This is a genomic window from Mesorhizobium sp. B3-1-8, from assembly GCF_006439495.1.
Lineage (GTDB): Bacteria > Pseudomonadota > Alphaproteobacteria > Rhizobiales > Rhizobiaceae > Mesorhizobium.
Genome location: NZ_VFTK01000010.1, coordinates 105,144 through 129,420, shown reverse-complemented (window position 1 = coordinate 129,420; position 24,277 = coordinate 105,144). Strand labels below are relative to the sequence as shown.

Annotated in this window: 23 protein-coding genes and 2 pseudogenes; 20 read left to right on the top strand and 5 right to left on the bottom strand. The window is 65.1% G+C overall.

Features of this window, described 5'->3' with window-relative positions; genetic code table 11:
- Window positions 1–28: 28 nt before the first annotated feature.
- The 4 genes from FJ424_RS11860 to FJ424_RS11845 form a co-directional block, all read right to left on the bottom strand.
- Window positions 29–787, bottom strand: coding sequence for a M48 family metallopeptidase (locus FJ424_RS11860; RefSeq protein ID WP_140641790.1), 759 nt, complete (start codon window positions 785–787; stop codon window positions 29–31).
- Window positions 788–907: 120 nt separating this feature from the next.
- Window positions 908–1,387 (bottom strand): DUF2852 domain-containing protein, encoded by a 480-nt coding sequence (locus FJ424_RS11855; protein ID WP_140658714.1) that lies wholly within the window; start codon window positions 1,385–1,387, stop codon window positions 908–910.
- A gap of 116 nt (window positions 1,388–1,503) precedes the next feature.
- Complete coding sequence (locus FJ424_RS11850; protein ID WP_140658713.1) at window positions 1,504–2,646, bottom strand: benzoate/H(+) symporter BenE family transporter; 1,143 nt, start codon at window positions 2,644–2,646, stop codon at window positions 1,504–1,506.
- Entirely contained in the window at window positions 2,646–3,419 is a 774-nt protein-coding gene (locus FJ424_RS11845; protein WP_140658712.1) for an alpha/beta hydrolase, read from the bottom strand. Before FJ424_RS11845 ends, FJ424_RS11850 begins: the two co-directional genes overlap by 1 nt.
- A gap of 214 nt (window positions 3,420–3,633) precedes the next feature.
- Between FJ424_RS11845 and infC the strand changes: the two genes are divergently transcribed.
- The 8 genes and pseudogenes from infC to FJ424_RS11805 all read left to right on the top strand — a co-directional run bounded on the left by infC (window position 3,634) and on the right by FJ424_RS11805 (window position 10,634).
- On the top strand, window positions 3,634–4,170 hold the full coding sequence (gene infC / locus FJ424_RS11840) for a translation initiation factor IF-3 (protein ID WP_095767981.1): 537 nt from the start codon (window positions 3,634–3,636) through the stop codon (window positions 4,168–4,170).
- Between the two features lie 231 nt (window positions 4,171–4,401).
- Window positions 4,402–5,049 carry an isoprenylcysteine carboxylmethyltransferase family protein gene (locus tag FJ424_RS11835; RefSeq protein ID WP_140641798.1) on the top strand — a complete coding sequence of 216 codons (648 nt, stop codon included), beginning with the start codon at window positions 4,402–4,404 and terminating at the stop codon, window positions 5,047–5,049.
- 195 nt (window positions 5,050–5,244) lie between these two features.
- Window positions 5,245–5,448 (top strand): 50S ribosomal protein L35, encoded by a 204-nt coding sequence (rpmI, locus tag FJ424_RS11830; RefSeq protein WP_027166935.1) that lies wholly within the window; start codon window positions 5,245–5,247, stop codon window positions 5,446–5,448.
- A 39-nt stretch (window positions 5,449–5,487) separates the two neighbouring features.
- Complete coding sequence (gene rplT / locus FJ424_RS11825) at window positions 5,488–5,889, top strand: 50S ribosomal protein L20 (RefSeq protein ID WP_042637600.1); 402 nt, start codon at window positions 5,488–5,490, stop codon at window positions 5,887–5,889.
- A gap of 145 nt (window positions 5,890–6,034) precedes the next feature.
- On the top strand, window positions 6,035–7,132 hold the full coding sequence (gene pheS, locus FJ424_RS11820; protein WP_140658711.1) for a phenylalanine--tRNA ligase subunit alpha: 1,098 nt from the start codon (window positions 6,035–6,037) through the stop codon (window positions 7,130–7,132).
- A complete protein-coding gene (locus FJ424_RS11815; RefSeq protein ID WP_140658710.1) occupies window positions 7,129–7,581 on the top strand; it encodes a GFA family protein in 453 nt (150 codons plus the stop codon). Before pheS ends, FJ424_RS11815 begins: the two co-directional genes overlap by 4 nt.
- The gene (pheT, locus tag FJ424_RS11810) at window positions 7,578–9,986 is read left to right on the top strand and encodes a phenylalanine--tRNA ligase subunit beta (RefSeq protein ID WP_140658709.1); all 2,409 of its coding nucleotides are present in this window, start codon (window positions 7,578–7,580) and stop codon (window positions 9,984–9,986) included. Before FJ424_RS11815 ends, pheT begins: the two co-directional genes overlap by 4 nt.
- A 46-nt stretch (window positions 9,987–10,032) precedes the next feature.
- Window positions 10,033–10,634 (top strand): annotated as a pseudogene (locus tag FJ424_RS11805) (nucleotidyltransferase family protein).
- Between the two features lie 239 nt (window positions 10,635–10,873).
- Here FJ424_RS11805 and FJ424_RS11800 read toward each other — a convergent pair.
- Window positions 10,874–11,869, bottom strand: a complete 996-nt coding sequence (locus tag FJ424_RS11800) for an aldo/keto reductase (protein WP_140654477.1) — start codon at window positions 11,867–11,869, stop codon at window positions 10,874–10,876.
- A 96-nt stretch (window positions 11,870–11,965) separates the two neighbouring features.
- Between FJ424_RS11800 and FJ424_RS11795 the strand changes: the two genes are divergently transcribed.
- From FJ424_RS11795 to FJ424_RS11740, 12 genes and pseudogenes are all read left to right on the top strand, one after another.
- Window positions 11,966–12,856 (top strand): LysR family transcriptional regulator, encoded by an 891-nt coding sequence (locus FJ424_RS11795; protein WP_140654479.1) that lies wholly within the window; start codon window positions 11,966–11,968, stop codon window positions 12,854–12,856.
- 169 nt (window positions 12,857–13,025) lie between these two features.
- Window positions 13,026–13,311, top strand: a pseudogene (locus FJ424_RS11790) (YceI family protein); the annotation flags it as partial.
- Window positions 13,312–13,582: 271 nt separating this feature from the next.
- The gene (locus tag FJ424_RS11785; RefSeq protein WP_140641812.1) at window positions 13,583–14,569 is read left to right on the top strand and encodes a Gfo/Idh/MocA family oxidoreductase; all 987 of its coding nucleotides are present in this window, start codon (window positions 13,583–13,585) and stop codon (window positions 14,567–14,569) included.
- Between the two features lie 72 nt (window positions 14,570–14,641).
- Complete coding sequence (locus FJ424_RS11780) at window positions 14,642–16,297, top strand: FAD-binding dehydrogenase (protein WP_140654481.1); 1,656 nt, start codon at window positions 14,642–14,644, stop codon at window positions 16,295–16,297.
- A gap of 101 nt (window positions 16,298–16,398) precedes the next feature.
- Complete coding sequence (locus tag FJ424_RS11775; RefSeq protein WP_140654483.1) at window positions 16,399–17,364, top strand: 2-dehydropantoate 2-reductase N-terminal domain-containing protein; 966 nt, start codon at window positions 16,399–16,401, stop codon at window positions 17,362–17,364.
- Window positions 17,365–17,460: 96 nt separating this feature from the next.
- A complete protein-coding gene (locus tag FJ424_RS11770) occupies window positions 17,461–17,781 on the top strand; it encodes a hypothetical protein (RefSeq protein ID WP_246677224.1) in 321 nt (106 codons plus the stop codon).
- A 41-nt stretch (window positions 17,782–17,822) separates the two neighbouring features.
- Complete coding sequence (locus FJ424_RS11765; RefSeq protein WP_140654485.1) at window positions 17,823–18,719, top strand: RNA polymerase sigma factor; 897 nt, start codon at window positions 17,823–17,825, stop codon at window positions 18,717–18,719.
- A 182-nt stretch (window positions 18,720–18,901) separates the two neighbouring features.
- Window positions 18,902–19,207, top strand: a complete 306-nt coding sequence (locus FJ424_RS11760) for a helix-turn-helix transcriptional regulator (RefSeq protein WP_140654487.1) — start codon at window positions 18,902–18,904, stop codon at window positions 19,205–19,207.
- Window positions 19,207–21,219, top strand: a complete 2,013-nt coding sequence (hyfB, locus tag FJ424_RS11755) for a hydrogenase 4 subunit B (protein ID WP_181182069.1) — start codon at window positions 19,207–19,209, stop codon at window positions 21,217–21,219. The genes FJ424_RS11760 and hyfB overlap by 1 nt, the downstream gene beginning before the upstream one ends.
- The gene (locus FJ424_RS11750; protein ID WP_140654491.1) at window positions 21,210–22,166 is read left to right on the top strand and encodes an NADH-quinone oxidoreductase subunit H; all 957 of its coding nucleotides are present in this window, start codon (window positions 21,210–21,212) and stop codon (window positions 22,164–22,166) included. Before hyfB ends, FJ424_RS11750 begins: the two co-directional genes overlap by 10 nt.
- A complete protein-coding gene (locus FJ424_RS11745; RefSeq protein ID WP_112098328.1) occupies window positions 22,166–22,828 on the top strand; it encodes a hydrogenase-4 component E in 663 nt (220 codons plus the stop codon). Before FJ424_RS11750 ends, FJ424_RS11745 begins: the two co-directional genes overlap by 1 nt.
- On the top strand, window positions 22,825–24,276 hold the full coding sequence (locus FJ424_RS11740) for a hydrogenase 4 subunit F (RefSeq protein ID WP_140654493.1): 1,452 nt from the start codon (window positions 22,825–22,827) through the stop codon (window positions 24,274–24,276). The genes FJ424_RS11745 and FJ424_RS11740 overlap by 4 nt, the downstream gene beginning before the upstream one ends.
- Window position 24,277 lies beyond the last annotated feature (1 nt).

The following is a 24,277-nucleotide window of genomic DNA, read 5'->3' as shown; positions in this document are numbered from 1 at the left end:
CGCGCATCCGCGCGCAACATCAGAGTAGCTACTCAAAAACAATCGCCTGCAACGCCCCACCATTCCGCTTCAGCCAATCCTTGCAGCGGTCGGTGTCGGGGCAGAGCTTCTCGCACAGTTTCCAGAATTTCGGGCCGTGGTTCATCTCTTTCAGATGCGCCACCTCATGCGCCACCAGGTAGTTTATCACCGCCGGCGGCGCCATCATGATGCGCCACGAGAAGGAGAGATTGCCCTCCGAGGTGCATGACCCCCAGCGGCTGGAGGTATCCTTATACCTTATTGCCTTGGCGCGCTTGCCGATCGCCTCGGTGTGCTTCACCACCAGCTTCTCGATCTCCTTCTTGGCCTCGCGCTTGAGGTAATCGGCGATGCGGCGCGGCAGGTGGATGCGCTCGCCATGGACGATCAGGAGCGGGCCGCGCTCGTCGCGCGCGACGGTGACGGTGCCGCGCCTCGAAGACTCATGCACGATACGGTGCGGCACGCCGCGGATCGGGATCCTGATGCCCGGGCGCACCTGCGGCCTCGTCGGCACCTTGGCCAGCCGCTGTTCCAGCCAGTCCTGGTGGCGGTCGAGGAATTTCTCCACCTCGCCCCGGCGCAGGCCCGGCGGCACGGTAACGCGCAGGCCCTGGCCGCCCGAATCGATGCGCAGCGTGAGCCGCCGGGCCCTGGCGCTTTCGACGATTTTCAGCGGCAGCGTGCGGCCGGCGACGCAATGTTCGCGCTCCACGACGGGCGTGGGCTTTGGCTTGGTCAGATTGCGAAAGAAGCCGAGGGTCATGGCTGGACGATACGCGATTCGAAAAAAACGGCCAGTGGAGGGAAGGCACATGGAGAACAAAAAAGAAACGGCGCCGCTCGCGCGACGCCGTTTTATCAGCCTAAGACCTGTCGCCGGATCTTAGTCGTCGAGCAGGGTCGTGCCCTTGCCGCGCTTGGGAGCGGTCTTGTCGGTCGAGCCGGTGGGGGTCGGCGCGGTCGACTTGTTGCGGTTCGCCATGAAGCGGTCGAACTCGTCCTGGTCCTTGGCGCGGCGGAGTTCGCGGACGTAGTCATCGAACTCGGTCAGCATCTCGTCGAGCTTGCGGCGCTCCTCGGCGAGGCGCTCGAGTTCCTTCTCGCGCCAGTCGTCGAAGGCGACGTTGCCGGTGCGGGCCGAGCCGTGGCCCCAGCGGGCCGCCTTGTCGGAACCGCGGCGGCAGCCGGCGAAGATGCCGTCCGTGGCGCGGTTGACGTCGCGCTTGAAGCCTTCCAACCGATCGCCCCAGATGATGTAGGCGAGCATGGCGAAGCCGAGCGGCCAGAACACCATGAAGCCGATGACCATCAGCGCGATGGTGGCCGGCGTCCAGGCCGGACGGATCAATGCACTTGTGTTCATTTTCTCCCAATCCTTCCATTGGAGACAGCCAAACCGGCTGCGTGGAATCGAAATGGGAAGGCGAAATCGGCTATTCAAGGCAAACCCGGCCAAAACCGGCGAAGCACCTGAAATGATTATCGCTTTTTGAGCTTCTCGAGGAAAAGCACTGCCATTCCGGCGACCAGCCCCCAAAATGCGGCGCCGACGCCGAAGAGCGTGAGCCCCGAAGCCGTCACGGCGAAGGTGACGGTGGCCGGCATGCGTTCGGCCTCGTCCTTCAGCGCGATCGACAGCGCGTTGGCCAAGGGCGCCGTCAAGGCGAGCCCCGCGACCAGCACGATCAGGCTTTGCGGCAGAACGGCGAAGATCGCCACGAGCGAGGCGCCGAAGATCGCGAAGATGAGATAGGCGAGCGCGTAGAACGGCCCGGTCTTCCAGCGCTCGGCCGGGTCGGGATGGACATCGGGACCGGTGCAGATGGCGGCCGAGATCGCCGCAAGATTGGTGGTCGCGGCGCCGAACGGCGCCGAGAGCAGCGAAAACAGACCGGTGACGCCGATCAGCGGACCGGGCTCCGGATGATAGCCCGCGGCGCGCAGCACGGCGAGACCGGAAAGGTTCTGGGATGCCATGGTGACCAGATAGAGCGGCAGGGCAAGGCCGATGATCGCCGAGGCGGTGAATTGCGGCGCAATGAACGTCAATGTCGACAGTTCCGGCGCCGGCAGGCTGCCGACGCGGCCGGTGAGGAAAGCGGCGAGGCCGCCGCCGATCAGCACCACCAGCACCGATAAGGCCGGGTTGAACAGGCGGATGACGAAGAAGGCGGCGATCAAGGGCAGGATCAGCCAGGGGTCGGCTGGAATGGCCTTCACCGCATTGACGGCGAAGCTGACCAGGATGCCGGCCAGCATGCCGGACGCGACCGAGGCCGGGATCTTCGCGATCAACCGGGTCAGCGGTCCGAACAGGCCGGTGGCGACCAAAAGGATGCCGGTGACGATGAAGGCGCCGACGGCCTGCGGAATGGTAAAACCGCTGGAGGCCGCGATCAGCGCCAGGCCGGGCGTCGACCAGGCGGTGATGACCGGCATCTTGGTGCGCCAGGATAGCCACAGACATTCCACGACCATGGCCAGGCAGATCGCCGTCACGCCGCTTGCGGTCTCGATCTGCGTGGCGCCGACCGCCTTGGCGGCGGCGATGACGAGGGCCAGCGTGCCGCCGAAGCCGACGATCGCCGCGACGAAGGCGGATATCGGGATGGAAATGCGCATTATCCCGCGGTCCGCTTGACCATGTCGCCTACAGCTCGCTTGAGCATATCGAGATCCTCGGGGCGGGACAGGCGATGGTCGCCGTCCGGGATCAGCGACAGCGTCACGTCGTCGGCGGGCAGCATCGCGGCCAGCTTCAGCGCATGGCCAGAAGGCACGTCGGGATCGGCCAGGCCCTGCAGGATGTGCACCGGGCAATGGGTGTCGATCGGCCCCGTCATCACCCGGTTGGCGCGGCCATCCTCGATCAGCGCGCGCGTGTAGATATAAGGCTCGTCCGAATAGTCGGACGGCTCGGCGAAGAAGCCTTTTTCCTCGAGATCGCGGCGCTGCGCGTCGGTCAGCACCGGCTCGATCAGCTCGATGGTGAAATCAGGCGCCGGGGCGAGCAGAACGAGGCCGGCAACCCTCGTGTCGCCCGCCTTGCGCAGCTCCTGCGCCATGCGCAGCGCGATCCACGCCCCCATCGACGAGCCGACCAGTATCTGCTTGCCCTGGCTGAACCGGCGAAAGACGGCAAGGCTCTCGGCCAGCCATTTGGAGATCGTGCCGTCGGCGAACGCGCCGCCCGATTCGCCATGGCCGGAATAGTCGTGGCGCAGACAGGCACGGCCTTCGCTCGTGGCCCAGGCGGCAAGCGTCTCCGCCTTCGTGCCCAGCATGTCGGACTTGTAGCCGCCCAGCCAGACCACGCCGGGCGCAGCGCCAGGCGCCTGCCTGACGGCGATGTCCGATCCGTCCACATCGATGAAAACCGGAGCGCTGGCGGCCATGAGCTTGTCCTCTCGGCCGGTCTTTTGGCACAGGCGGTGGTTCAACGAAAAGTGCTCGCGGCATTTCTTTGCTTGGTGCAGACAATTGCCAGGCGGCAGGTGATTTTCCGGCGGGGCTATGCTATTGACTCACGCCCCGCGCTCACCACATAGGCGCGTCCACCTATTTTTTGTCTAAAGAACCCAGAACGAAACGGCCGAGGAGACCACGACCATTCGCAGACCTTTCAAAGCAGCGGCACCCACCAAGGACGGGCCGCGCTCCAACCGAGACATCCGGGTGCCCCGGGTCCAGCTTATCGATGCCGACGGCCAGAACCGAGGCGATGTTTCCATCAACGACGCATTGCTGCTGGCCGAAGAGGCCGGGCTCGATCTGGTCGAGATATCGCCCAACGCGGTACCGCCGGTCGTCAAGATCCTCGATCTCGGCAAGCTGAAATACGCCAACCAGAAGAAGGCGGCCGAAGCGCGCAAGAACCAGAAGGTCATCGAGATCAAGGAGATCAAGATGCGCCCGAACATCGACAGCCATGACTACGAGACCAAGATGAAGGCCGTGCGGCGCTTCTTCGAGGAAGGCGACAAGGTCAAGCTGACGCTGCGCTTCCGCGGCCGCGAGATGGCGCATATGGAACTTGGCATGCAGCTTCTGAACAAGGTGCGCGAGGAAGTTGCGACGATCGCCAAGGTCGAGGCGGAGCCGAAGCTCGAAGGCCGCCAGATGATGATGGTGCTGGCGCCGCGCTGACCGGGAAAGGCGCGGCCGTCAAAGCGTCGCGTCTATCACGGTTTCGAGAGTTGCCGGGCTCTTCGTATCCCGCTCTAAAATCCGCCCGAATTGCCGGGCACGGCGTCCCGGCGATCGGCGGGGCGCCTGTTTTCCATCCGATCGCCGGCTACCTCGACGATCGCTTCGCGATCGCGAACAAATCGACGATCGGGTTTCCCGATCGCGAGCAAAATGCGATCGGATGGGGTCATGGTCGATGAAGTGAAGGTCCCGGCCGACAACCAGAATGAAGGGTTGGGCGGCTATCAGCACATGCGCCGGATCGTGCTGGCGGTGCTGATCGTGGTGCTGTTCTGCGCATTGCTGTTCGGCCAATCGAGCTTTCCGCCCGAGACCTCGATGCACGAGTCGATCGAGATGTTCGGCGTGCTTCTGATCTTCCTCGGCATCGTCGGGCGCTTGTGGTCGACGCTCTATATCGGCGGGCGCAAATCGGCCGAAGTGGTCACCGGCGGGCCTTATTCGATCACCCGCAACCCGCTCTATCTGTTTTCGACCGTCGCTGCCGCCGGCGTCGGCGCGCAGATCGGCTCGTTCAGCGGCATCGTCCTGTTTTCGCTGCTCTGCGCCGGCGCCTTCCACATCGTCATCCTGCGCGAGGAGCGGTATCTCAAGGAAGTGCTCGGCGCGCCCTACCAGGCCTATCTCGCCAGGGTGCCGCGCTTCTTCCCGAACCTTTCGCTCTACCAGGAAGGCGATACCGGCAGCTTCAAGCCCCGCCTGCTCTTGAACACGCTGCTCGACGGGCTGGTGTTCCTGGTGGCGCTGCCGGCCTTCGAGCTGATCGACGGCATGCAGCAGTCGGGGATGCTGCCGGTGTGGTTCACGCTGCCGTAGAAACGGCGCGCAGCCAGGACAGCGCGTCGCATGGCTTGAGGTGTTGCGTACAGGCCGTCTTTGATCTATAGGACCGCCGTTCCAAGAAAACCGCCCGGCAGGGCATGCCGTGGCGGTTTCATTTGCTTTTCGGGCTTTGGTCGGCCCGAAGCGAAAAAGAAGCGCGATGGTGCGCCACCAATACGGAGTAGCAAAATGCCCAAGATGAAGACCAAATCGGCCGCCAAGAAGCGGTTCAAGATTACTGCCACCGGCAAGGTGCTGTCGGCTGCCGCCGGCAAGCGCCACGGCATGATCAAGCGTTCCAACAAGTTCATTCGCGATGCCCGCGGCACGATGGTTCTGGCTGAACCGGACGGCAAGAAGGTCATCAAGAATTTTCTGCCGAACGGCCTCTGAGCACTCGGTTCCGGAACAGCGTTTTAAGGAGATCATGACATGGCACGCGTAAAGAGAGGCGTCACCGCCCACGCCAAGCACAAGAAGGTCCTGAAAGCCGCCAAGGGTTTCTACGGCCGCCGCAAGAACACCATCCGCATCGCCAAGCAGGCGGTGGAGAAGTCGCTGCAGTACGCCTACCGCGACCGCAAGAACCGCAAGCGCTCGTTCCGCGCGCTGTGGATCCAGCGCATCAACGCCGCGACGCACGAGCACGGCCTGACCTATGGCCGCTTCATCGACGGCCTCAACAAGGCCGGCATCGAGATCGACCGCAAGGTTCTTTCGGACATGGCCATCCACGAGCCGCAGGCTTTCGCCGCGCTGGTCGCGAAGGCCAAGGTCGCGCTCGAATATCTGAAGAACACCACGCCGAATGCTTTTGAGAGCGCTGTCGCCTAAGCCAGCGCTTCCCAAGCATTTTTAGTACTGATTTGGGGAACCCGCGCTGGCACGGCTGGCGCGGGTTTTTCTTATGCCTGATGTAACCAAAATGGCGACGACGAAACCGAAATGGTGACAGTCGCCCGACCGAGAGAGCTTCGCCGTGAACGCCACCGCTGGAAATCTTGAAGCCCTGGAAGGCTCGTTGCTCGCCGAAATCGCGGCGGCGGCGGATGAGGCCGCGATCGAGGCGGTGCGCGTCTCTGCGCTGGGCAAGAAGGGTTCCGTCTCCGAAATGCTGAAGACGCTGGGCGCAATGAGCGCCGAGGAGCGCCAGGTGAAGGGGCCGGCGATCAACGGCCTGAAGAACCGCGTCACCGAAGCGCTCGCCGCGCGCAAGGCGGAACTGAAGGATGTGGCGATCGCGGCCCGGCTCGCTGCCGAGAAGGTCGACGTGACGCTGCCGGTGCGCCAGTCGCCGGCCGAGCGCGGCCGCATCCATCCGATCAGCCAGGTGATCGACGAGATCGCGGCGATCTTCGGCGATCTCGGCTTCGCCATCGCCGAAGGCCCCGATATCGAGACCGACTACTACAATTTCACCGCGCTGAATTTCCCCGAGGGGCATCCGGCGCGCGAAATGCACGACACCTTCTTCTTCCAGCCGGACGAGAAGGGCGAGCGCAAGCTGTTGCGCACGCACACCTCGCCCGTGCAGATCCGCACCATGGAGCGGCAGAAGCCGCCGATCCGCATCGTCATCCCCGGCAAGACCTACCGGCAGGATTCCGACGCCACCCACTCGCCGATGTTCCATCAGGTCGAGGGGCTGGTGGTCGACAAGTCGGCCAATATTGCCAACATGAAGTGGGTGCTGGAGGAGTTCTGCAAGGCCTTCTTCGAGGTGCCGTCGGTCAAGATGCGCTTCCGCCCGTCCTTCTTCCCGTTCACCGAGCCTAGCCTCGAGGTCGACATCCAGTGCGACCGTTCGCGTCCGGGCGAAGTGCGCTTCGGGGAAGGCTCCGACTGGATGGAGATCCTGGGCTGCGGCATGGTCCACCCCAACGTGCTGCGCGCCGGCGGGCTCGATCCCGACGAGTATCAGGGCTTCGCCTGGGGCATGGGCATCGACCGCATTGCCATGCTGAAATACGGCATGCCGGACCTGCGCGCCTTCTTCGACGCCGACGTGCGCTGGCTTTCGCATTACGGCTTCAGGCCGCTCGACCTGCCGACGCTGTTCGGGGGGCTGTCGACATGACTGCACCCCACAGCGGGGGTTGCCGCTGCGGCGCCGTGCGGTTCGAGGCTTCGGCCGAACCGCACCACATCAGCTATTGCCATTGCGGCGATTGCCGGCGCGCCACGGGCGCGCCGGTGTCGGCCTTTGTCGGCTTCATGGCCGACAAGGTCGCGCTCAACGGCAAATCGCTGAAAAGCTACCGCAACGGTCCGGTGGAGCGCTCGTTCTGCGGCATTTGCGGCTCCCCGATCGCCTATATCGACCAGCGGCTCGACAACCAGATCTATTTCATGCTCGGCGCCATGGACATGCCGGCTTATTTCAAGCCGACGCTGCATGCCTATGTGCGTGAGCAGCTGCCCTTCCTGCACATGCCGGACGATCTGCCCAGACATCTGAAGACCAGCGTGCCCCGCCCCAACCAACAAGGGTCGGACGGGCAAGGACCAAACGGAACAGAACCATGAAATTCACCCTCTCCTGGCTCAAGGACCATCTCGAGACCGACGCTTCGCTCAGCGAGATCGTCGAGCGGCTGACCGCGATCGGCCTCGAAGTCGAGCATGTCGACGACAAGGCCGGCCTGAAGCCCTTCGTCATCGCCAAGGTGCTGACTGCGGTGCAGCATCCCGACGCCGACCGGCTGCGCGTGCTGACCGTCGACACCGGCGACGGCAAGCCGCCGGTGCAGGTGGTGTGCGGCGCGCCCAACGCCCGCGCAGGCCTGATCGGCGCTTTCGCGGCGCCCGGCACCTATGTTCCCGGCATCGACGTGATGCTCTCTGTCGGCAAGATCCGCGGCGTCGAAAGCCACGGCATGATGTGCTCGGAGCGCGAGCTGGAAATCTCCGACGAGCATAACGGCATTATCGATTTGCCGCAGGATGCGCCGGTCGGCACCAGCTTCGCCGCCTACGCGCATCTCGACGATCCGGTGATCGAGATCAACCTGACGCCGAACCGGCCGGACGCCACCAGCGTCTACGGCATCGCGCGCGACCTCGCGGCGAGCGGGCTTGGCCGGCTCACCGGTGGCGGGATCATGCCGCATGCCGGCGATGGCCTGTGCCCGGTCAAGGTCACGATCGAGGCGCCTGAGCTCTGCCCCGGCTTCGCGCTGACGCTGGTGAAGGGCGTCAAGAACGGCCCGTCGCCGAAATGGCTGCAGCAGCGGCTGATCGCCATCGGGCTTCGCCCGATCAGCGCTCTGGTCGACATCACCAACTACGTCACCTTCGACCGCGGCCGGCCGCTGCATGTGTTCGACGCCGCGAAGGTCGCCGGCAACCTCGTGGTGCGGCGCGCCAAGGACGGCGAGACGGTGCTGGCACTGGACGGGCGCGAATACACGCTGACGCCGGAAATGTGCGTGATCGCCGACGACAATGGCGTGGAATCGATCGCCGGCATCATGGGCGGCGAGCATTCGGGCTGCGACGAGAACACCACCGACGTGCTGATCGAATCGGCGCTCTGGGATCCGATCACCACGGCCCGCACCGGCCGCGCGCTCGGCATCATCAGCGATGCGCGCTACCGCTTCGAGCGCGGCGTCGACCCGGAATTCATGGTGCCGGGCGTGGAGCTGGCGATCAAGCTGGTGCTCGATTTCTGCGGCGGCACGCCTTCTGAAATCGAGGTTGCCGGCTATGCCGGCCACAAGCCGAAGATCGTCTCGTTCCCGCTGTCGGAAGTGAAACGGCTGACCGGCATCGAGGTGCCGAGAGAGGAAGCCCTCGGCATCCTGACCCGGCTCGGCTTCGAGCCGAAAGGACTGAGCGACGTCGTCAAAGTGGAGGTGCCGTCCTGGCGGCCGGATGTCGACGGCAAGGCCGACCTGGTCGAGGAGGTGATGCGCATCCATGGCGTCGACAACATCTTGGCCCAGCCGCTGACCTCGCATGACGCGGTCAACGGCAGGATCCTGACCACGCTGCAGGTGCGCACCCGTTCGGCCAAGCGCGCGCTGGCGGTGCGCGGCATGATGGAGGCCGTCACCTGGTCGTTCATTCCGGCAAAACACGCCGAGCTGTTCGGCGGCGGCCAGACAGGGCTCAAGCTCGCCAACCCGATCGCCGCCGACATGTCCGACATGCGGCCGTCGCTGCTGCCGGGGCTGATCGCGGCCGCGCAGCGCAATGCCGACCGCGGCATCGGCGACGTGGCGCTGTTCGAAGTCTCCGGCACCTATGAAGGCGATGCGCCCGAACAGCAGCGGCGCGTCGCCGCCGGTGTCAGGCGCGGCACCGCCAAGCTCGACGGTTCGGGGCGCAGCTGGGCCGGCAATGCCGGGCCGGTCGGGGTGTTCGACGCCAAGGCGGACGCGATCGCCGCGCTCGAAGCCTGCGGCGCGCCGGTCGACCGGCTGCAGATCGAGCCGGGCGGTCCCGCCTGGTACCATCCCGGGCGCTCGGGTACGATCAAGCTCGGCCCCAAGACCGTGCTCGGCACCTTCGGCGAGTTCCATCCGAAAACGCTGGACGGGCTGGACGTGTCCGGTCCGCTCTGCGGCTTCGAGGTTTTCGTCGACGCCGTGCCGGAGCCGAAGGCCAAGCCGACGCGCACCAAGCCGAAGCTGGAGCTCTCGCCCTTCCAGGCTGTGAAGCGCGATTTCGCCTTCGTCGTCGACCGGACGGTCGAGGCCGGCACGCTGGTGCGTGCGGCTTTAGCCGCCGACAAGAAGCTGGTCACCGGCGTTTCGGTGTTCGATGTGTTCGAAGGCGCCTCGCTGGGGGCGGCCAAGAAGTCGATCGCCATCGAAGTGTCGATCCAGCCGGTCGAAAAGACGCTGACCGACGAGGATTTCGAGGCGCTGGCAAAGCGCATCGTCGAGAACGTCAACAAGCAGACGGGCGGCGTGCTGCGGACCTAAAGAATTCAGAATTGCGGAGCGATGGCGAATCGCCCTCCAAAGGGCGATGGACCATCTCCGCTATTCCGGCCTTTCCTTCGAAGAACAGCGCGCGGCCTTCCTCGCCATCGTCGCGGCCGATCCAGTGCTCAGCGAGACGCTGCCGCGGGTTCGTGAGCTTGCGCTGCCGGATTGGCTGGTGGTTTCCGGCGCGCTCTACAACAGCGTCTGGAACCATCTGACCGGCAAGCCGCCTGGATACGGCATCAAGGATGTCGACTTGTTCTATTTCGACGACGCCGATTTGTCCTACGAGGCAGAGGATGCGGTGATCCGCCGGGCGGCGAAGCATTTCGCGGGACTGTCGCTGCCGGTCGAGGTGCGCAACCAGGCGCGGGTGCATCTGTGGTATCCGCAAAAATTCGGGCAGGAGTGCCCGCGCTATGCGAGCGCGAGCGAGTCGGTGAGCTATTTTGCCTCGAAGACGCATGCGGTCGGGGTGCGGTTCGGACGGGACGGAGCGTTGGAGCTGGTGGCGCCGTTCGGGCTCGACGACATTTTTCGTTTCGGATTATGCCGAACAGGGTGCTGGACAATCAGCGGACGCATGAAGCCAAGGGGAAAAGGGCGCGGGAGTACTGGCCGGAGATCAGTGTGGTGCCGTGGTAGGGGCACAGAGATAAGATAGGTCGGCGCGAGGCCCCCCTCTCTGTCCTGCCGGACATCTCCCCCTCAAGGAGGGAGATCGGATGTCGCGCCGGTTTTCGCCAATCGCCAACATTGCAAGGAGAAGCGAGACGTCTGAACTGCCAGTCTCCCCCCTCGAGGGGGAGATGTCCGGCAGGACAGAGAGGGGGGCCTCGCGCCGAGCTGTCAACAAAAAGGGCGCCGAAGCGCCCTTGCCACCTTCACCCATTCACCAGCGCCAGCAATTCCTCCGTGTAGCGCTTGCCGACCACCTTGTCGGGCGACAGCGCATCGCCGATTGCCGCTACTTCCGCCGCGCTCAGCTCGATGCCGGCCGCCGCCGTGTTCTGCTCCAGATGGCGTATCTTCCTTGCGCCGGGGATCGGCACGATGAAATCGCCCTGGTGCAGCACCCAGGCCAGCGCCAGCTGCGCCGGTGTGACGCCCTTTTCAGCCGCCAGCTTTTCCAGCACGGCGATGACCGCATTGTTGGCTGCCATCGCTTCGGCCTGGAAGCGCGGCAGGGTGCGGCGCCAGTCAGCGGCGCCGAGCGCGTCCGGTTTGTCGAGCGTGCCGGTGAGCAGGCCGCGGCCGAGTGGGCTGTAGGGGACAAAACCGATGCCGAGCTCGCGGCAGACGGCAAATATCTCGTCCTCGGGATCGCGGCTCCACAGCGAATATTCGCTTTGCACCGCAGCGATCGGATGCACGGCATGCGCCCGGCGCAGCGTCGCGCCGCTCACTTCCGACAGACCGAGCGCCCGCACCTTGCCTTCGCGCACCAGCTCGGTCATGGCGCCGACCGTGTCCTCGATCGGCACGTTGGGGTCGACGCGGTGCTGATAGTAGAGGTCGAGCACGTCGGTATTGAGCCGCTTGAGCGAGGCTTCGGCCACTGCCTTGACGTGCTCGGGGCGACTGTCGACGCCGATCATGCGGTCCATGCCCGAGCCGTGCTCGGAAATCTTGAAGCCGAATTTGGTGGCAATCGTCACATGATCGCGCACCGGCTTCAGCGCCTTGCCAAGCAGGATCTCGTTCTCGAACGGACCATAGACTTCGGCGGTGTCGAAGAAGGTGACGCCGATCTCGACGGCGCGGCGCAGCGTGGCGATGGCTTCCGTCTCCGGCTGGCCGCCATAGCCGAAGCTCATGCCCATGCAGCCGAGGCCGACGGGGAAGACTTCGAGTTCAGTTCCTAGCTTGCGGGTTTTCATCACGCATCTCCTTGTTGCGGTGGGAGGGAGATAACGTCTTGCGATCCGTTCGATAATCGGTTCTCTTTCGCACGGCTTGCTCTATAAAATAGAACAATGAACCGGACCAACCTCTCCCAGCTCGCCGTGCTCGCCACCGTCGCCCAATGCGCCAGCTTCCGCCGCGCGGCGCGCGAGCTCGGCATCGCGCCGTCGGCGGTCAGTCATGCCGTATCGAGCCTGGAAGCACGGCTCGGCGTGCGGTTGCTGGCCCGCAGCACGCGCAGCGTCGCGCCGACCGAGGAAGGCGCGCAATTGCTCGAACGGCTAAGGCCGGCGCTGTCGGAGATCGATCTGGCGCTGGAAACGGCGGTCGAGGCGCGCGACCGGCCGGCTGGCAATCTGCGGCTGACCGTACCGCGCACCGCCGCGCATCTGGTGCTGACGCCACGGCTTGCCGACTTCGCCGCCGCCTATCCCGACATCGTGCTGGAGATCGTCATCGAGGATCGCTTCACCGATGTGGTCGAAGGCGGTTTCGATGCTGGCGTGCGGCTCGGCGAAAGCCTGCAGCGCGACATGATCGCGGTGCGTATCGGGCCGAATATCCGCGGCGCGGTGGTCGCAGCGCCATCCTATTTCGCGGTGATGCCGAAGCCGCGCCATCCGAGCGAGCTGGCTGACCACCGCTGCATCCGCTTCCGTTTCTCCAGCGGCATCCTCTACCGCTGGGAATTCGAGAAGGACGGCGAGGAAATCGAGATCGCGGCCCAGGGGCCGCTGATCCTGGACGAAGATCACCTGATCGCCCAGGCGGCGGTCGACGGCGCCGGGCTTGCCTTCGTCTTCGAACCCTATGTGCGAGCGCCGCTCGCCGACGGCCGGCTGATCCGCGTGCTGGAGGATTGGTGCCCGACCTTCGAGGGCTTTTTCGTCTACTATCCGAGCCGCAGGCAGATGCGGCCGGCGCTGAGGGCGTTCGTGGATTTCTTCAAGGTGAGCGGGTAGGAGCGCGGCAAGATCACGCTTCAAGGTTGATAAGCAAATTTTCAACCGTCGGCACCGCCCCTCATCTGCCTGCCGGCATCTTCTCCCCGTTGAACGGGGAGAAGGGGCTGGTCGCCAGGCCGGCGCCGTTCCTGCGACTTCTGAGATTAGCGAAACCACCGGCGGAAGCTTGCGCTCCGACGCAGTGTTCGACGCGGCCAACAATCCGGAGATCCAGTTCCGCTCGACCAGCGTCATCCGCACCGGCGACACGACGGCGCTTGTCACCGGCCGGCTGACGGCGCGCGGCAAGACGTTTTCGGAAAAATTCGCGGCCGAGCTCGGCGGATTGAAGGGTGGGACGATCAAGTTCCACGTCACCGGCAAGGTGCTCAGGTCGCTACGGGATGGATGTCGGCACGCCGCTCTATTCCAACATCGTCGACTTCGACATGACGCTGATGGGGAGAAGGGGTAGTTCCAAGCCCCGCGTCCTCGAGTTCGTCATCCTAGGGCGAAGCAAGGAGCGAAGCGACGGGCGCAGACCCTAGGATCCATTCCGTGACGCTAAAGCGTTGCAACGGTTACAGAATTCTGCGCCGCCGCACTTTACGTCAAGGGTTACGGAATGGATCCTCGGGTCAAGCCCGAGGATGACGAAGGCGTTTTGTGGCCCGCGTCTGCGATTGGCTTTTCCGTCGATTTCGGGCAAACCTCGTTACCTGTAAACCGACATGGAGAAGCGTGATGTTCCGATGGGGTGTTCTGTCGACGGCAAAGATCGGCCGCGAGCAGCTTTTGCCGGCAATCGTGGATTCGGAGAACGGCGTCCTGTCGGCGATCGCCAGCCGCGACCTGTCGAAGGCCAAGGCGTTGGGCGAGCGTTTCGGCGCCCGCCATGCCTTCGGCTCGTATGAGGAGCTGCTCGCCTCCAAGGACGTCGACGGCGTCTATATCCCGCTGCCGACATCGCAGCATGTCGAATGGACGGCGAAGGCGATCGAAGCGGGCAAGCATGTGCTGGTCGAGAAGCCTCTGGCGCTCGACGCCAAGGACATCCCGCCGCTGATCAAGCTGCGCGACGAAAAGAAAGTGCTGGTCTGCGAGGCCTTCATGGTCGTCTACCATCCGCAATGGATCAAGGTGCGCGACCTCATCGCCGGCGGCGCCATCGGCCGGCTGCGGCATGTGCAGGGCGCGTTTTCCTATTACAATGTCGACCCCAAGAACATGCGCAACCAGCTCGATCTCGGCGGCGGCGCGCTGCCCGACATCGGCGTCTATCCGACGGTGTCGACGCGCTTTTCGACCGGCAAGGAGCCGATCCGCGTGCAGGCGACGATCGAGCGCGACAAGACCTTCGGAACCGACATCTATTCCTCGATCCGTGCCGATTTCGGCGACTTCGAGCTGTCCTTCTATCTGTCGACGCAGATGGCGGCCCGCCAGGTTATGGTGTTCCACGGCGAGAAGGGCTTCATCGAGGTTTTTGGCCCGTTCAATGCCGGGCTCTACGAGCATCACCGCATCGAGCTGCACAACCAGAACCACACCGAAGCGCAGGTGTTCCGCTTCCCGGGCACTCAGCAGTACCGGCTGGAATGCGAGGCTTTCGTGCGTGCCGCGCAGGGTGGCAAGGACCGCGTCTTCACGCTGGAGGAATCCGTGCTCAACCAGAAAGTCATCGACGCTATTTTCCGCGCCGGAGAAAAGGACGGCTGGGAGAACGTCTAGCTCTTTTGTTTGACGCAATTCCGGACGGAAAACCGCCTTTCCTGGAATTGCTTTGCCGGCCACGGAGGAAAAATGGCTGACGCGGACGTGATCATTGTCGGCGCGGGGCTGGCGGGCCTCGTCGCCGCGGCCGAGCTGGCTGACGCCGGCAAGAAGATCATCATCGTCGACCAGGAGCCGGAACAGTCGCTGGGCGGCCAGGCCTTCTGGTCGTTCGGCGGGTTGTTCCTGGTCGATTCGCCGGAGCAGCGGCGCATGCGCATCCGCGATTCGCACGACCTCGCGCTCGAGGACTGGATGGGCACGGCCGCCTTCGACAGGCCGGAGGATTTCTGGCCGCGCAAATGGGCCGAGGCCTATGTCGGCTTCGCCGCCGGCGAGAAGCGCTCATGGCTGATCGAGCGCGGCCTGAAATTCTTCCCCGTGGTCGGCTGGGCCGAGCGCGGCGGCGGCAGTGCGACCGGCCACGGCAATTCGGTGCCGCGCTTCCACATTACCTGGGGCACCGGGCCCGGCGTGCTCGAACCTTTCGTCCTGCGCGTGCGCGAGGCGCAGAAGCGCGGGCTGGTGGAGTTCAGGTTCCGCCACCGGGTCAACGAGATCGTCCGCACCGGCGACACCGTCATCGGCGTCCGCGGCGACGTGCTGGAGCAGAGCAGCGTCGAGCGCGGCCACAAAAGCTCGCGCGCCGTGACCGGGGACTTCGAGTTCCATGCACAAGCGGTGATCGTGGCTTCCGGCGGCATCGGCGGCAACCACGAGCTGGTGCGCAGGAACTGGCCTGCGCGCCTCGGCGCGCCGCCAAAGCGCATGATCACCGGCGTGCCCGACCATGTCGACGGGCGCATGCTGGCGATCACCGAGGCTGCCGGCGGCTCGATCATCAACCGCGACCGCATGTGGCACTATGTCGAGGGCATCAGGAACTGGGCGCCGATCTGGACCGAGCATGCGATCCGCATCCTGCCCGGCCCCTCCTCGCTCTGGCTCGACGCGCGCGGCAAGCGCCTGCCGGTGCCGCTCTACCCGGGCTTCGATACGCTCGGCACGCTTAGCCACATCATGGGCACCGGCTTCGACTATTCCTGGTTCATCCTGACCAAAAAAATCATCCAGAAGGAGTTCGCGCTGTCGGGCTCCGAGCAGAACCCCGACCTCACGGGGAAAAGCTGGCGGCAGGTGCTGGGGCGCGCAACAAGCGGCATTCCCGGGCCGGTGAAAGCCTTCATGGAAAAGGGCGAGGACTTCATCGTCGAGGCTGACCTTGCAAAGCTGGTGGCGCGCATGAACGCGCTGGCCGGCGGCGCGCCGCTGCTGGAGGTCGTCCAGGTCGAGCGCGAGATCCGCGCCCGCGACATGCAACTCGACAATCCATTCTCCAAGGACGCGCAGATAACCGCGCTGCGCGGCGCCCGCGCCTATCTCGGCGACAAGCTGATCCGCACCGCCAGGCCGCACAAGATGCTCGATCCGGCGAACGGCCCGCTGATCGCGGTGCGCCTCAACATCCTGACCCGCAAGACGCTGGGCGGCTTGCAGACCGATCTCGACAGCCGCGTTCTCGACGCCGCCGGCGAGCCGGTGCCGGGTCTCTATGCGGTGGGCGAAGTGGCCGGCTTCGGTGGCGGCGGCGTGCACGGCTATGCGGCGCTGGAAGGCACCTTCCTCGGCGGCTGCATTTTTTCGGGGCGCAGCGCGGGGCGGGCGGCGGCAGCCACGATTGCGTGAACGCGGCGCGCGGGTGATCGCCGGTTCAGCGACAAAGCTGTAGGCTTTTTCGGTCAATCGTTGTCGACCGAAGTCCCAACTCCAATCACAGCGGGAACAGCATGCGCATCATCGTCTATGGCATCGGCGCGGTCGGCGGCGCCATCGCGGCCCAGCTCAGCTTTTCCGACCATGCGGTCATCGGCATCGCCCGCGGCAGGCAGCTCGATGCCATCCGCGCTGCGGGGCTGTCGCTTTCCACCCCGCAAGGCACCAGGATCGCGCGCTTTCCCGTCCATGCCGACCCGACGGAGATTTCCTTCAGGCCGGACGATGTCGTGCTCCTGACGATGAAGACCCCCGACACACTCGGCGCACTGCAGCGGCTCAACGCCGCCGGCGTAACGGCGCAACCCGTATTCTGTTTCCAGAACGGCGTTGCCAACGAGCCGCTGACGTTGCGTTTCTTCGCCAATGTCTATGGCGCGACGGTGATGCTGCCGGCCGACTACGACACGCCTGGCCAGGTAGCGGCCTATTTCGCGCCCAGGATCGGCGCCTTCGATATCGGCCGCTATCCTTCCGGAATAGACGGCACAGTCGAGAAACTGTGCGGGGTTCTGAGCGCGTCCGGTTTCATCGTCGACCCCAGGGACAATGTGATGAGCAGCAAATATCGCAAGCTGCTGGCCAACCTTCGAAACATCATCGACGCCGCGCTCGGGGATACCGAACTGCAGCGGAAATGGTATGCGAAGGCGCGAGCCGAAGCCGAGGCCGTGCTGAGCGCGGCTGGAATCGACTGGGACAAGACCGACGCCATGGCCCGTGAAGAATTGACAATCGGCACGGTCCCGGGCCGCGTGCGCGTCGGGTCGTCGACGCTGCAAAGCATCGTGCGCGGGACCGGGTCCCTCGAAACGGACTTCCTCAATGGCGAGATCGTCCTTCTCGGGCGGCTCAACGGCATGGCGACACCCGTCAACTCGGCCTTATGCAAACTGTCGATCGAGCTGGCCAGCGGCCGGATGCGACCGCAATCGGCCGGCGACGACACGATCGTCTCCATGATCGGCGGAAGCGGCTGATCGCAGGAAACGAATCGAAAGATAGCAACCCGCCCGGGAATCCTTTCGGGCCCATGGAACGTCTTCCTCACGCAGATCCGCAAACAGGAGACGACCATGACCTACAATCTCATCCGCTACGGCGTGAAGGACGCCAGCGCCGCCGAGAACCGGGCGCTGGTGGCAAAGGTGTTCGAGGCGCTGGATGAAACGCAGCCGCAATCGGTGCGCTATCTGGTGCTCGAACTGGAGAATGGCGAGTTCGTCCACCTCGTCGGTTACGACAAGGACAGTTCGGCGCTGACCGAACTGGACGCGTTCAAGGCGTTCGGCGCCGATCATGCCGGGCGGCGTTCGACGCCGCTGGCGAGGTCGCCGGCGAAGATCGTCGGCAACTATCGTATGCTGGCCAAAGCCGATGAAGCCGTGCCCGCCTGACCCGGGCACGGCTTGTGATCGGCGAGGCGAGAAAGAGGACGATGAGCTCAGCAGGGTTCGGCCGCGCGGAACTTGAAGCCATGCTCGTCGGCCTGCGGCCGAAACTGCACCGCTATGCGGCGCGCATGGCCGGCTCGGCGATCGAGGGTGAGGACATCGTGCAGGAGGCGACGGTGAAGGCGCTTGCCGCCCATGATGGCGGCGCGCGCGTCGAGCGTCCCGAGCAATGGCTGTTCCGCATCGCCCATAATGCGGCGCAGGATCATCTGCGCCGCCGCCAGCGGGAGCGTTCGCGAATGAGCGAGGCCGACATGACCGCAATAGCGGACCTCTCCGCCAGCGCCGAGACGCGGCTCGCGACTGCCATGAGCCTGGGCCGCTTCATGCAGCTGACGCCGGCGCAGCGCAGCGCCGTGATCCTGGTCGACGTGCTCGGCCTCAGCCTGCATGAGACCTGCGAGGTGACGGGCGCGACGCTTGCCGCCGTCAAGGCGGCGCTGCATCGCGGCCGGGCGGAGTTGAAGGCGATGGCGGCGTTGCCGGACGACATGACCATGCCGAAGCTCGACCCGGAGGAGGAGCGTCGGCTGCGCCGCTATGTCGACCTGTTCAACGCGCGCGATTTCGATGGGGTGAGGATGCTGATCGCTGAGGACATCCAGGTCGACGTCGTCAACCGCGCCCGCCTCAACGGCAAGAAGGAAGCCTCGACCTATTTCGGCAATTACGACCGCATGAGCGACTGGGCGTTGTCACTCGGCTTCGTCGAGGCCCGGCCGGCGATCCTGATCCGCAACCCGCGAGCCGGCGATACGGTGCGCGGCTTCGTGCTGATCGACTGGCGCGGCGATGAAGTCGTCCGCATCCGCGATTTCCGCCACGCCCCTTATTGCGTCGCGGAGGCCGATATTCTCCTCGCCTCTGGCGAGCGGGCATGACGGCTCCGGACCGCGTTTGCTACTTCGCAATCGATCTTCCGCTGGCAAATGCCCATAGCCGACCTGCGGTTGCGGTGGCATCAACATATATGTTTCATACATCAATCCTTGACGATAGAACATTTTAATGTAGGCTGCAGCACCGACACCTCATATCTCAGAACTGAACGAGAGAGTCGTCGGTGATAACCGCACCGCAGTTGCGCGCCGCAAGATCGTTGCTCGGCATCGATCAACGCCGGCTTGCCGAATTGTCCGGCCTGTCGGTGCCGACGATCCAGCGCATGGAAGCCAGCGGCTCGATCATCCGGGGCAATGTCGATTCGCTGATGAAGCTGATCGCCGCGCTCGAGGTGGCCGGCATCGAACTGATCGGCGAAGGCGCGGTCAGCCAAGGCGGCGGTCGCGGCGTGCGGCTGAAGAGCGGGTTCGATCCGGCCAGGGCATCCGATGCCGGCGATGTCGAGCCTGGCGAGAGCCTGCCGTGATCTCGACCGTGGCTCTTGTGCTGTGCGGTCCTGCCGCGCTTCTGGGAACAGCCATCCTTGCCGCGGCCGTCAGCCGGCACACCTTTGCGACGCGTCTGGTCTACGGCGCCGCGTTTGCCATTTCAGCCGCCCTGATCGTGATCGTTGCCATCCATCTCGCCAGCAATTCCGGCGAGGCGTCCGCCACCTTGCCGCTCGGCCTGCCCTGGACCGGCGCCCGGTTCCGCCTCGACGGCCTGTCGGCGTTCTTCCTCATCGTCGTCAATCTGGGCGGCGCCGTCACCAGCCTTTATGCCCTTGGCTACGGCCGGCACGAATCCGCGCCGCATCGCGTGCTGCCGTTCTATCCGGCGTTCCTCGCCGGCATGAACCTCGTGGTGCTGGCCAACGACGCCTTCAGCTTCCTCTTGTCCTGGGAGTTCATGTCGCTCGCCTCCTGGGCGCTGGTCATGGCGCATCACCGCGACGAGGCCAACCGACGCGCCGGCACCATATACCTGGTGATGGCGAGCTTCGGCACCATGACGCTGCTGCTTGCCTTCGGCCTGCTGGCGGGACCGGCGGGAACCTATGCGTTCGACGCGATGCGGACGGCGCATCCGGGCCCGTTCGCCGCAGGCGCGGTGCTCGTTCTCATGCTGCTCGGCGCCGGCTCCAAGGCCGGCCTGGCGCCGCTGCATGCCTGGCTGCCGCTTGCCCATCCGGCGGCACCCAGCCACGTCTCGGCGCTGATGAGCGGCGTCATGACCAAGGTCGCCATCTACGGCTTCATCCGCGTGGTGTTCGACCTGCTTGGCGCGCCGGCATGGTGGTCGGGCGTCGCCGTGCTCCTCATCGGCGGCGTGACGGCAGTGCTCGGCATCCTTCACGCGCTGATGGAAAAGGACCTGAAGCGGCTGCTCGCCTATTCGACCATCGAGAATATCGGCGTCATCTTTGCCAGCCTCGGCCTTGCGCTTGCCTTCAAGGCGAACGCCATGCCCTCGGCCGCAGCGCTGGCCCTCACCGCGGCGCTCTTCCATGTGCTCAACCATTCCTTCTTCAAGAGCCTGCTGTTCTTCGGCGCCGGCGCGGTGCTGACGGCAACCGGCGAACGCGACATGGAAAAGCTCGGCGGCCTCATTCATCGCCTGCCAGTCACCAGCTTCGTCTTTCTCGTCGGCTGCGTCTCGATCTCGGCGCTGCCACCCTTCAACGGCTTCGCCTCCGAATGGCTGGTCTTCCAGGCCATATTGGACAGCCCCGAACTGCCGCAATGGGGGCTGAAGGTCATCGTGCCCGCGGTCGGCGGCATGCTGGCGCTGGCGGCGGCGCTGGCCGCGGCCTGCTTCGTCAAGGCATTCGGCATCACCTTCCTTGGCCGGGCGCGATCGGCGGCGGTGGAACGCGCGCATGAGGTCGACCGCTGGTCGCTGGCGGCGATGGCCGTGCTTGCCGCCTTCTGCCTGCTCGCCGGCATCCTGCCCGGCTTGGTCATCGACGGCCTGTCGCCGGTGACGCTTTCGCTCATCGGCGACCGCATGCCGGTGCAGATGGCCGAGCCCTGGCTGTCGATCGTGCCGATCGCCGAGAGCCGCAGCTCCTATAACGGCCTGCTGGTCTTCGCCTTCATCGCCATTTCGGCGTCGCTCGCGGCCTTCTTCATCCACCGCTTCGCCTCGCATGCGCTGCGCAGGGGCATTGCATGGGGGTGCGGCTTCGCCGACCCGGCGCCGGCCGCGCAATACACCGCCGTCAGCTTCGCGCAGCCCATCCGCCGCGTCTTCGGCAGCTTCGCGTTCCGCGCCCGCGAGATGGTGGACATGCCGGCGCCGGGTTCCCTCGAACCGGCGCACCTCAAGGTGGATATGCATGATTTGGCCTGGGAGATCTTCTACCAGCCGATCGCCGGCGCGATCGATTTCGCCACCGAGCGGCTGAATCACCTGCAGTTCCTGACCATCCGCCGCTATCTGACGCTGGTCTTCCTCTACCTCGTCATCCTGCTCCTGGTGCTGGCGCTATGGCCGTGATCCTGGAGCTTGCCGTGCAGGGCGCGCAGATGTTTTCGGTGCTGTTGCTGGCGCCGCTTCTGATCGGCTTCGTGCGCAAGGTGAAGGCGAGGCTTGTGCGGCGGCAGGGACCCTCGGTGATCCAGCCCTATCGCGATCTCGTCAGGCTGATGCGCAAGGAGGTCGTGCTGGCGGACAACGCGTCCTGGCTGTTTCGCGTGACGCCCTACCTGATTTTCGCCGCCACATGGGTCGCGGCGGCGCTCGTTCCGACCTTCGCCTCCGGCCTCCAGTTCAGCTGGGCGGCCGATCTCATCGTCATCGTGGCGCTGCTCGGCAGCGCGCGCTTCTTCCTGGCGTTGGCGGGGATGGACGTCGGCACCAGCTTCGGCGGCATCGGCGCCAGCCGCGAGGTCATGATCGCGTCGCTGGCCGAACCCGCGATGCTGCTCATCGTCTTCAGCCTGGCACTGGTGGCCGGCGCCACGCAGCTTTCGACTGTCGCCGCCTTCATGGGTTCGCCCGAGGTCGGGCTGCGGGTGTCGCTCGGCATGTCGCTGATCGCGCTCGTGATGGTGGCGATCGCCGAGAACGCGCGCATACCGGTCGACAATCCCGCCACGCATCTGGAGCTCACCATGGTGCATGAGGCGATGATCCTGGAATATTCCGGCCGCCATCTGGCGATGATCGAGCTCGCCACCTTCCTCAAGCTGCTGCTCTACATGTCGCTGATCTCCTGCGTCTTCCTGCCCTGGGGGCTGGCGAGCGCCGGAACGGGGCCGCAATCGCTGGCCATCGGCGCCGCCGCTTATCTCGCCAAGCTCGCCGTGCTTGCCATCCTGCTCGCCGTGTTCGAGACGGCGGTCGCCAAGATGCGTGTCTTCCGGGTGCCGGACTTCCTGGGTGCAGCGCTGATGCTGGCGCTGCTCGGCACGCTCCTGCTGTTCGTTTCGCGGAGCCTGTGATGAACGGTCTCACCTTCGACATCGCCCATCTGCTCGCCGGCAGCCTGGTGCTGATCTCCTTCATGATGCTCTACCAGGACCGGCTGTTCGCGCTGATCAACGTCTTTGCGCTGCATGCGGTGGTGCTGGCGCTCTCGGTGGCGTGGCAGGCCTATATCCAGGACGCGCACCATCTCTACATCACCGCCGGCATCGCTTTGGTCTTCAAGGCAATCGTCATTCCCGTCGGGCTGCATCGCATCATCCAGCGGCTCGGCATCCACCGCGACATCGAGACCGCCGTCGGCATCGGCCCGACCATGCTCGCCGGCATCGGGCTGGTGACGCTTTCCATGGTGCTGATGCTGCGGGTGACGCCCGAGGCCGACCCGCTCGCGCGCGAGGACCTCGCCTTCGCGCTGTCGATCATCCTGCTGGGGCTGCTGGTGATGGTGACAAGGCGCAACGCCGTCAGCCAGGTCGTCGGCTTCATGTCGCTGGAGAACGGCCTGGTGCTGGCCGCCACCGGCGCCAAGGGCATGCCGCTGGTGGTCGAGATCAGCGTCGCCTTCTCGATCCTGATCGCCTTCATCGTCATCGGCGTCTTCCTGTTCCGCATCCGCGAACGGTTCGATTCGGTCGATGTCGGCGCGCTCGACGACTACCGGGGAGAACGCCGGTGAGCGGGTTCTCCTTCGACGCCGTGGCCGCGATCCTTTTCATTCCGGCCGCCGCCGCGGCCATTCTGGCGGCATTGCCGAACTACCGCATGACGGCGATCGTGAACGTGATAGCGAGCCTGCTCACCTTGCTCGCGGCGCTGTCGCTGTTCGTCACCGAGCGGCCGGCACCGGGGCAATATCTCATCGTCGACGATCTCAACATCGTCTTCATCGTGCTCAACACATTCGTCGGCTTCACCACCAGCGTGTTCAGCGCGTCCTATATCGCGCATGAGCTGGAGACCGGACGGCTGACCGCGCCGAACCTCAGATTCTACCACGCGATGTACCAGATCATGATGTTCGGCATGAACCTGGCCTTCGTGTCGAACAATATCGGCCTGATGTGGGTCGCGGTGGAGCTCGCCACGCTGACCACCGTGCTGATGGTCGGCATCTACCGCACGCATGAGGCGCTGGAGGCGGCCTGGAAATACTTCATCCTCGGCAGCGTCGGCATCGCGCTGGCGCTGTTCGGCACCATCCTCGTCTATATGGCCGCGCAGCCGGTCGTCGGCGAAGGCACCAACGCCATGGTCTGGTCGGTGCTGATCGAGAAGGCGGCGCATTTCGACCCCGCTCTGCTCAGCGTCGCCTTCATCTTCCTGCTGCTCGGCTACGGCACCAAGGTCGGCCTAGCGCCACTGCATGCCTGGCTGCCCGACGCGCATGCCGAGGGCCCGACGCCGATCTCGGCGGTGCTGTCGGGCCTGCTGCTCAACGTCGCGCTCTACGCCGTGCTGCGCTTCAAGCTTTTGCTCGCGGCAAGCCCGCAGGCGATCGGCCCCGGGCCGCTGATGGTCACGATGGGGCTGACCTCGCTGATCTTCGCGGCCTTCATGCTCTACCGCCGCCGCGACATCAAACGCCTGTTCGCCTATTCCTCGATCGAGCACATGGGCATCATCGTCTTCGCCTTCGGCATGGGCGGCCCGCTCGCCAACTTCGCCGGCCTGCTGCACATGGTCATCCACAGCCTGACCAAATCGGCGATCTTCTTCGCCGTCGGCCATATCGCGCAGGTCAAGGGGACGCAGAAGATCTCCGAGATCAGGGGCCTGACCGAAAGCCATCCCGGCCTCGGCTGGGCGCTCGTCATCGGCGTCGTTGCGATCGCCGGCCTGCCGCCGTTCGGCATCTTCATGAGCGAGTTCCTGGTCGTCAGCTCGACTTTCGCTAGGCATCCGTGGCTGACGATCCCGCTGGCATTCGGACTGCTGATCGCCTTCGGCGCGCTGCTGTTGCGGCTGACGGGGCTTGCCTTCGGCGAGCCGCGCGGCGGCGTGGCGCCGGTCGAGGCGTCCTACGTGCCGATGTACTCGCACCTCGCCTTGGTGTTTGCCGCCGGCATCTATCTGCCGGCGCCGCTGGTGGCGTGGTTCCAGCACGTCGCCGGGATTCTGGGGTGAT

Coding starts and splice junctions, on each gene's coding strand:
- FJ424_RS11860 (WP_140641790.1), bottom strand. CDS start 787: ATGACCCTCGGCTTCTTTCGCAATCTGACCAAGCCAAAGCCCACGCCC.
- FJ424_RS11855 (WP_140658714.1), bottom strand. CDS start 1,387: ATGAACACAAGTGCATTGATCCGTCCGGCCTGGACGCCGGCCACCATC.
- FJ424_RS11850 (WP_140658713.1), bottom strand. CDS start 2,646: ATGCGCATTTCCATCCCGATATCCGCCTTCGTCGCGGCGATCGTCGGC.
- FJ424_RS11845 (WP_140658712.1), bottom strand. CDS start 3,419: ATGGCCGCCAGCGCTCCGGTTTTCATCGATGTGGACGGATCGGACATC.
- FJ424_RS11835 (WP_140641798.1), top strand. CDS start 4,402: ATGGTCGATGAAGTGAAGGTCCCGGCCGACAACCAGAATGAAGGGTTG.
- rpmI (WP_027166935.1), top strand. CDS start 5,245: ATGCCCAAGATGAAGACCAAATCGGCCGCCAAGAAGCGGTTCAAGATT.
- rplT (WP_042637600.1), top strand. CDS start 5,488: ATGGCACGCGTAAAGAGAGGCGTCACCGCCCACGCCAAGCACAAGAAG.
- FJ424_RS11815 (WP_140658710.1), top strand. CDS start 7,129: ATGACTGCACCCCACAGCGGGGGTTGCCGCTGCGGCGCCGTGCGGTTC.
- pheT (WP_140658709.1), top strand. CDS start 7,578: ATGAAATTCACCCTCTCCTGGCTCAAGGACCATCTCGAGACCGACGCT.
- FJ424_RS11800 (WP_140654477.1), bottom strand. CDS start 11,869: ATGAAAACCCGCAAGCTAGGAACTGAACTCGAAGTCTTCCCCGTCGGC.
- FJ424_RS11795 (WP_140654479.1), top strand. CDS start 11,966: ATGAACCGGACCAACCTCTCCCAGCTCGCCGTGCTCGCCACCGTCGCC.
- FJ424_RS11785 (WP_140641812.1), top strand. CDS start 13,583: ATGTTCCGATGGGGTGTTCTGTCGACGGCAAAGATCGGCCGCGAGCAG.
- FJ424_RS11780 (WP_140654481.1), top strand. CDS start 14,642: ATGGCTGACGCGGACGTGATCATTGTCGGCGCGGGGCTGGCGGGCCTC.
- FJ424_RS11775 (WP_140654483.1), top strand. CDS start 16,399: ATGCGCATCATCGTCTATGGCATCGGCGCGGTCGGCGGCGCCATCGCG.
- FJ424_RS11770 (WP_246677224.1), top strand. CDS start 17,461: ATGACCTACAATCTCATCCGCTACGGCGTGAAGGACGCCAGCGCCGCC.
- FJ424_RS11765 (WP_140654485.1), top strand. CDS start 17,823: ATGAGCTCAGCAGGGTTCGGCCGCGCGGAACTTGAAGCCATGCTCGTC.
- FJ424_RS11750 (WP_140654491.1), top strand. CDS start 21,210: ATGGCCGTGATCCTGGAGCTTGCCGTGCAGGGCGCGCAGATGTTTTCG.
- FJ424_RS11745 (WP_112098328.1), top strand. CDS start 22,166: ATGAACGGTCTCACCTTCGACATCGCCCATCTGCTCGCCGGCAGCCTG.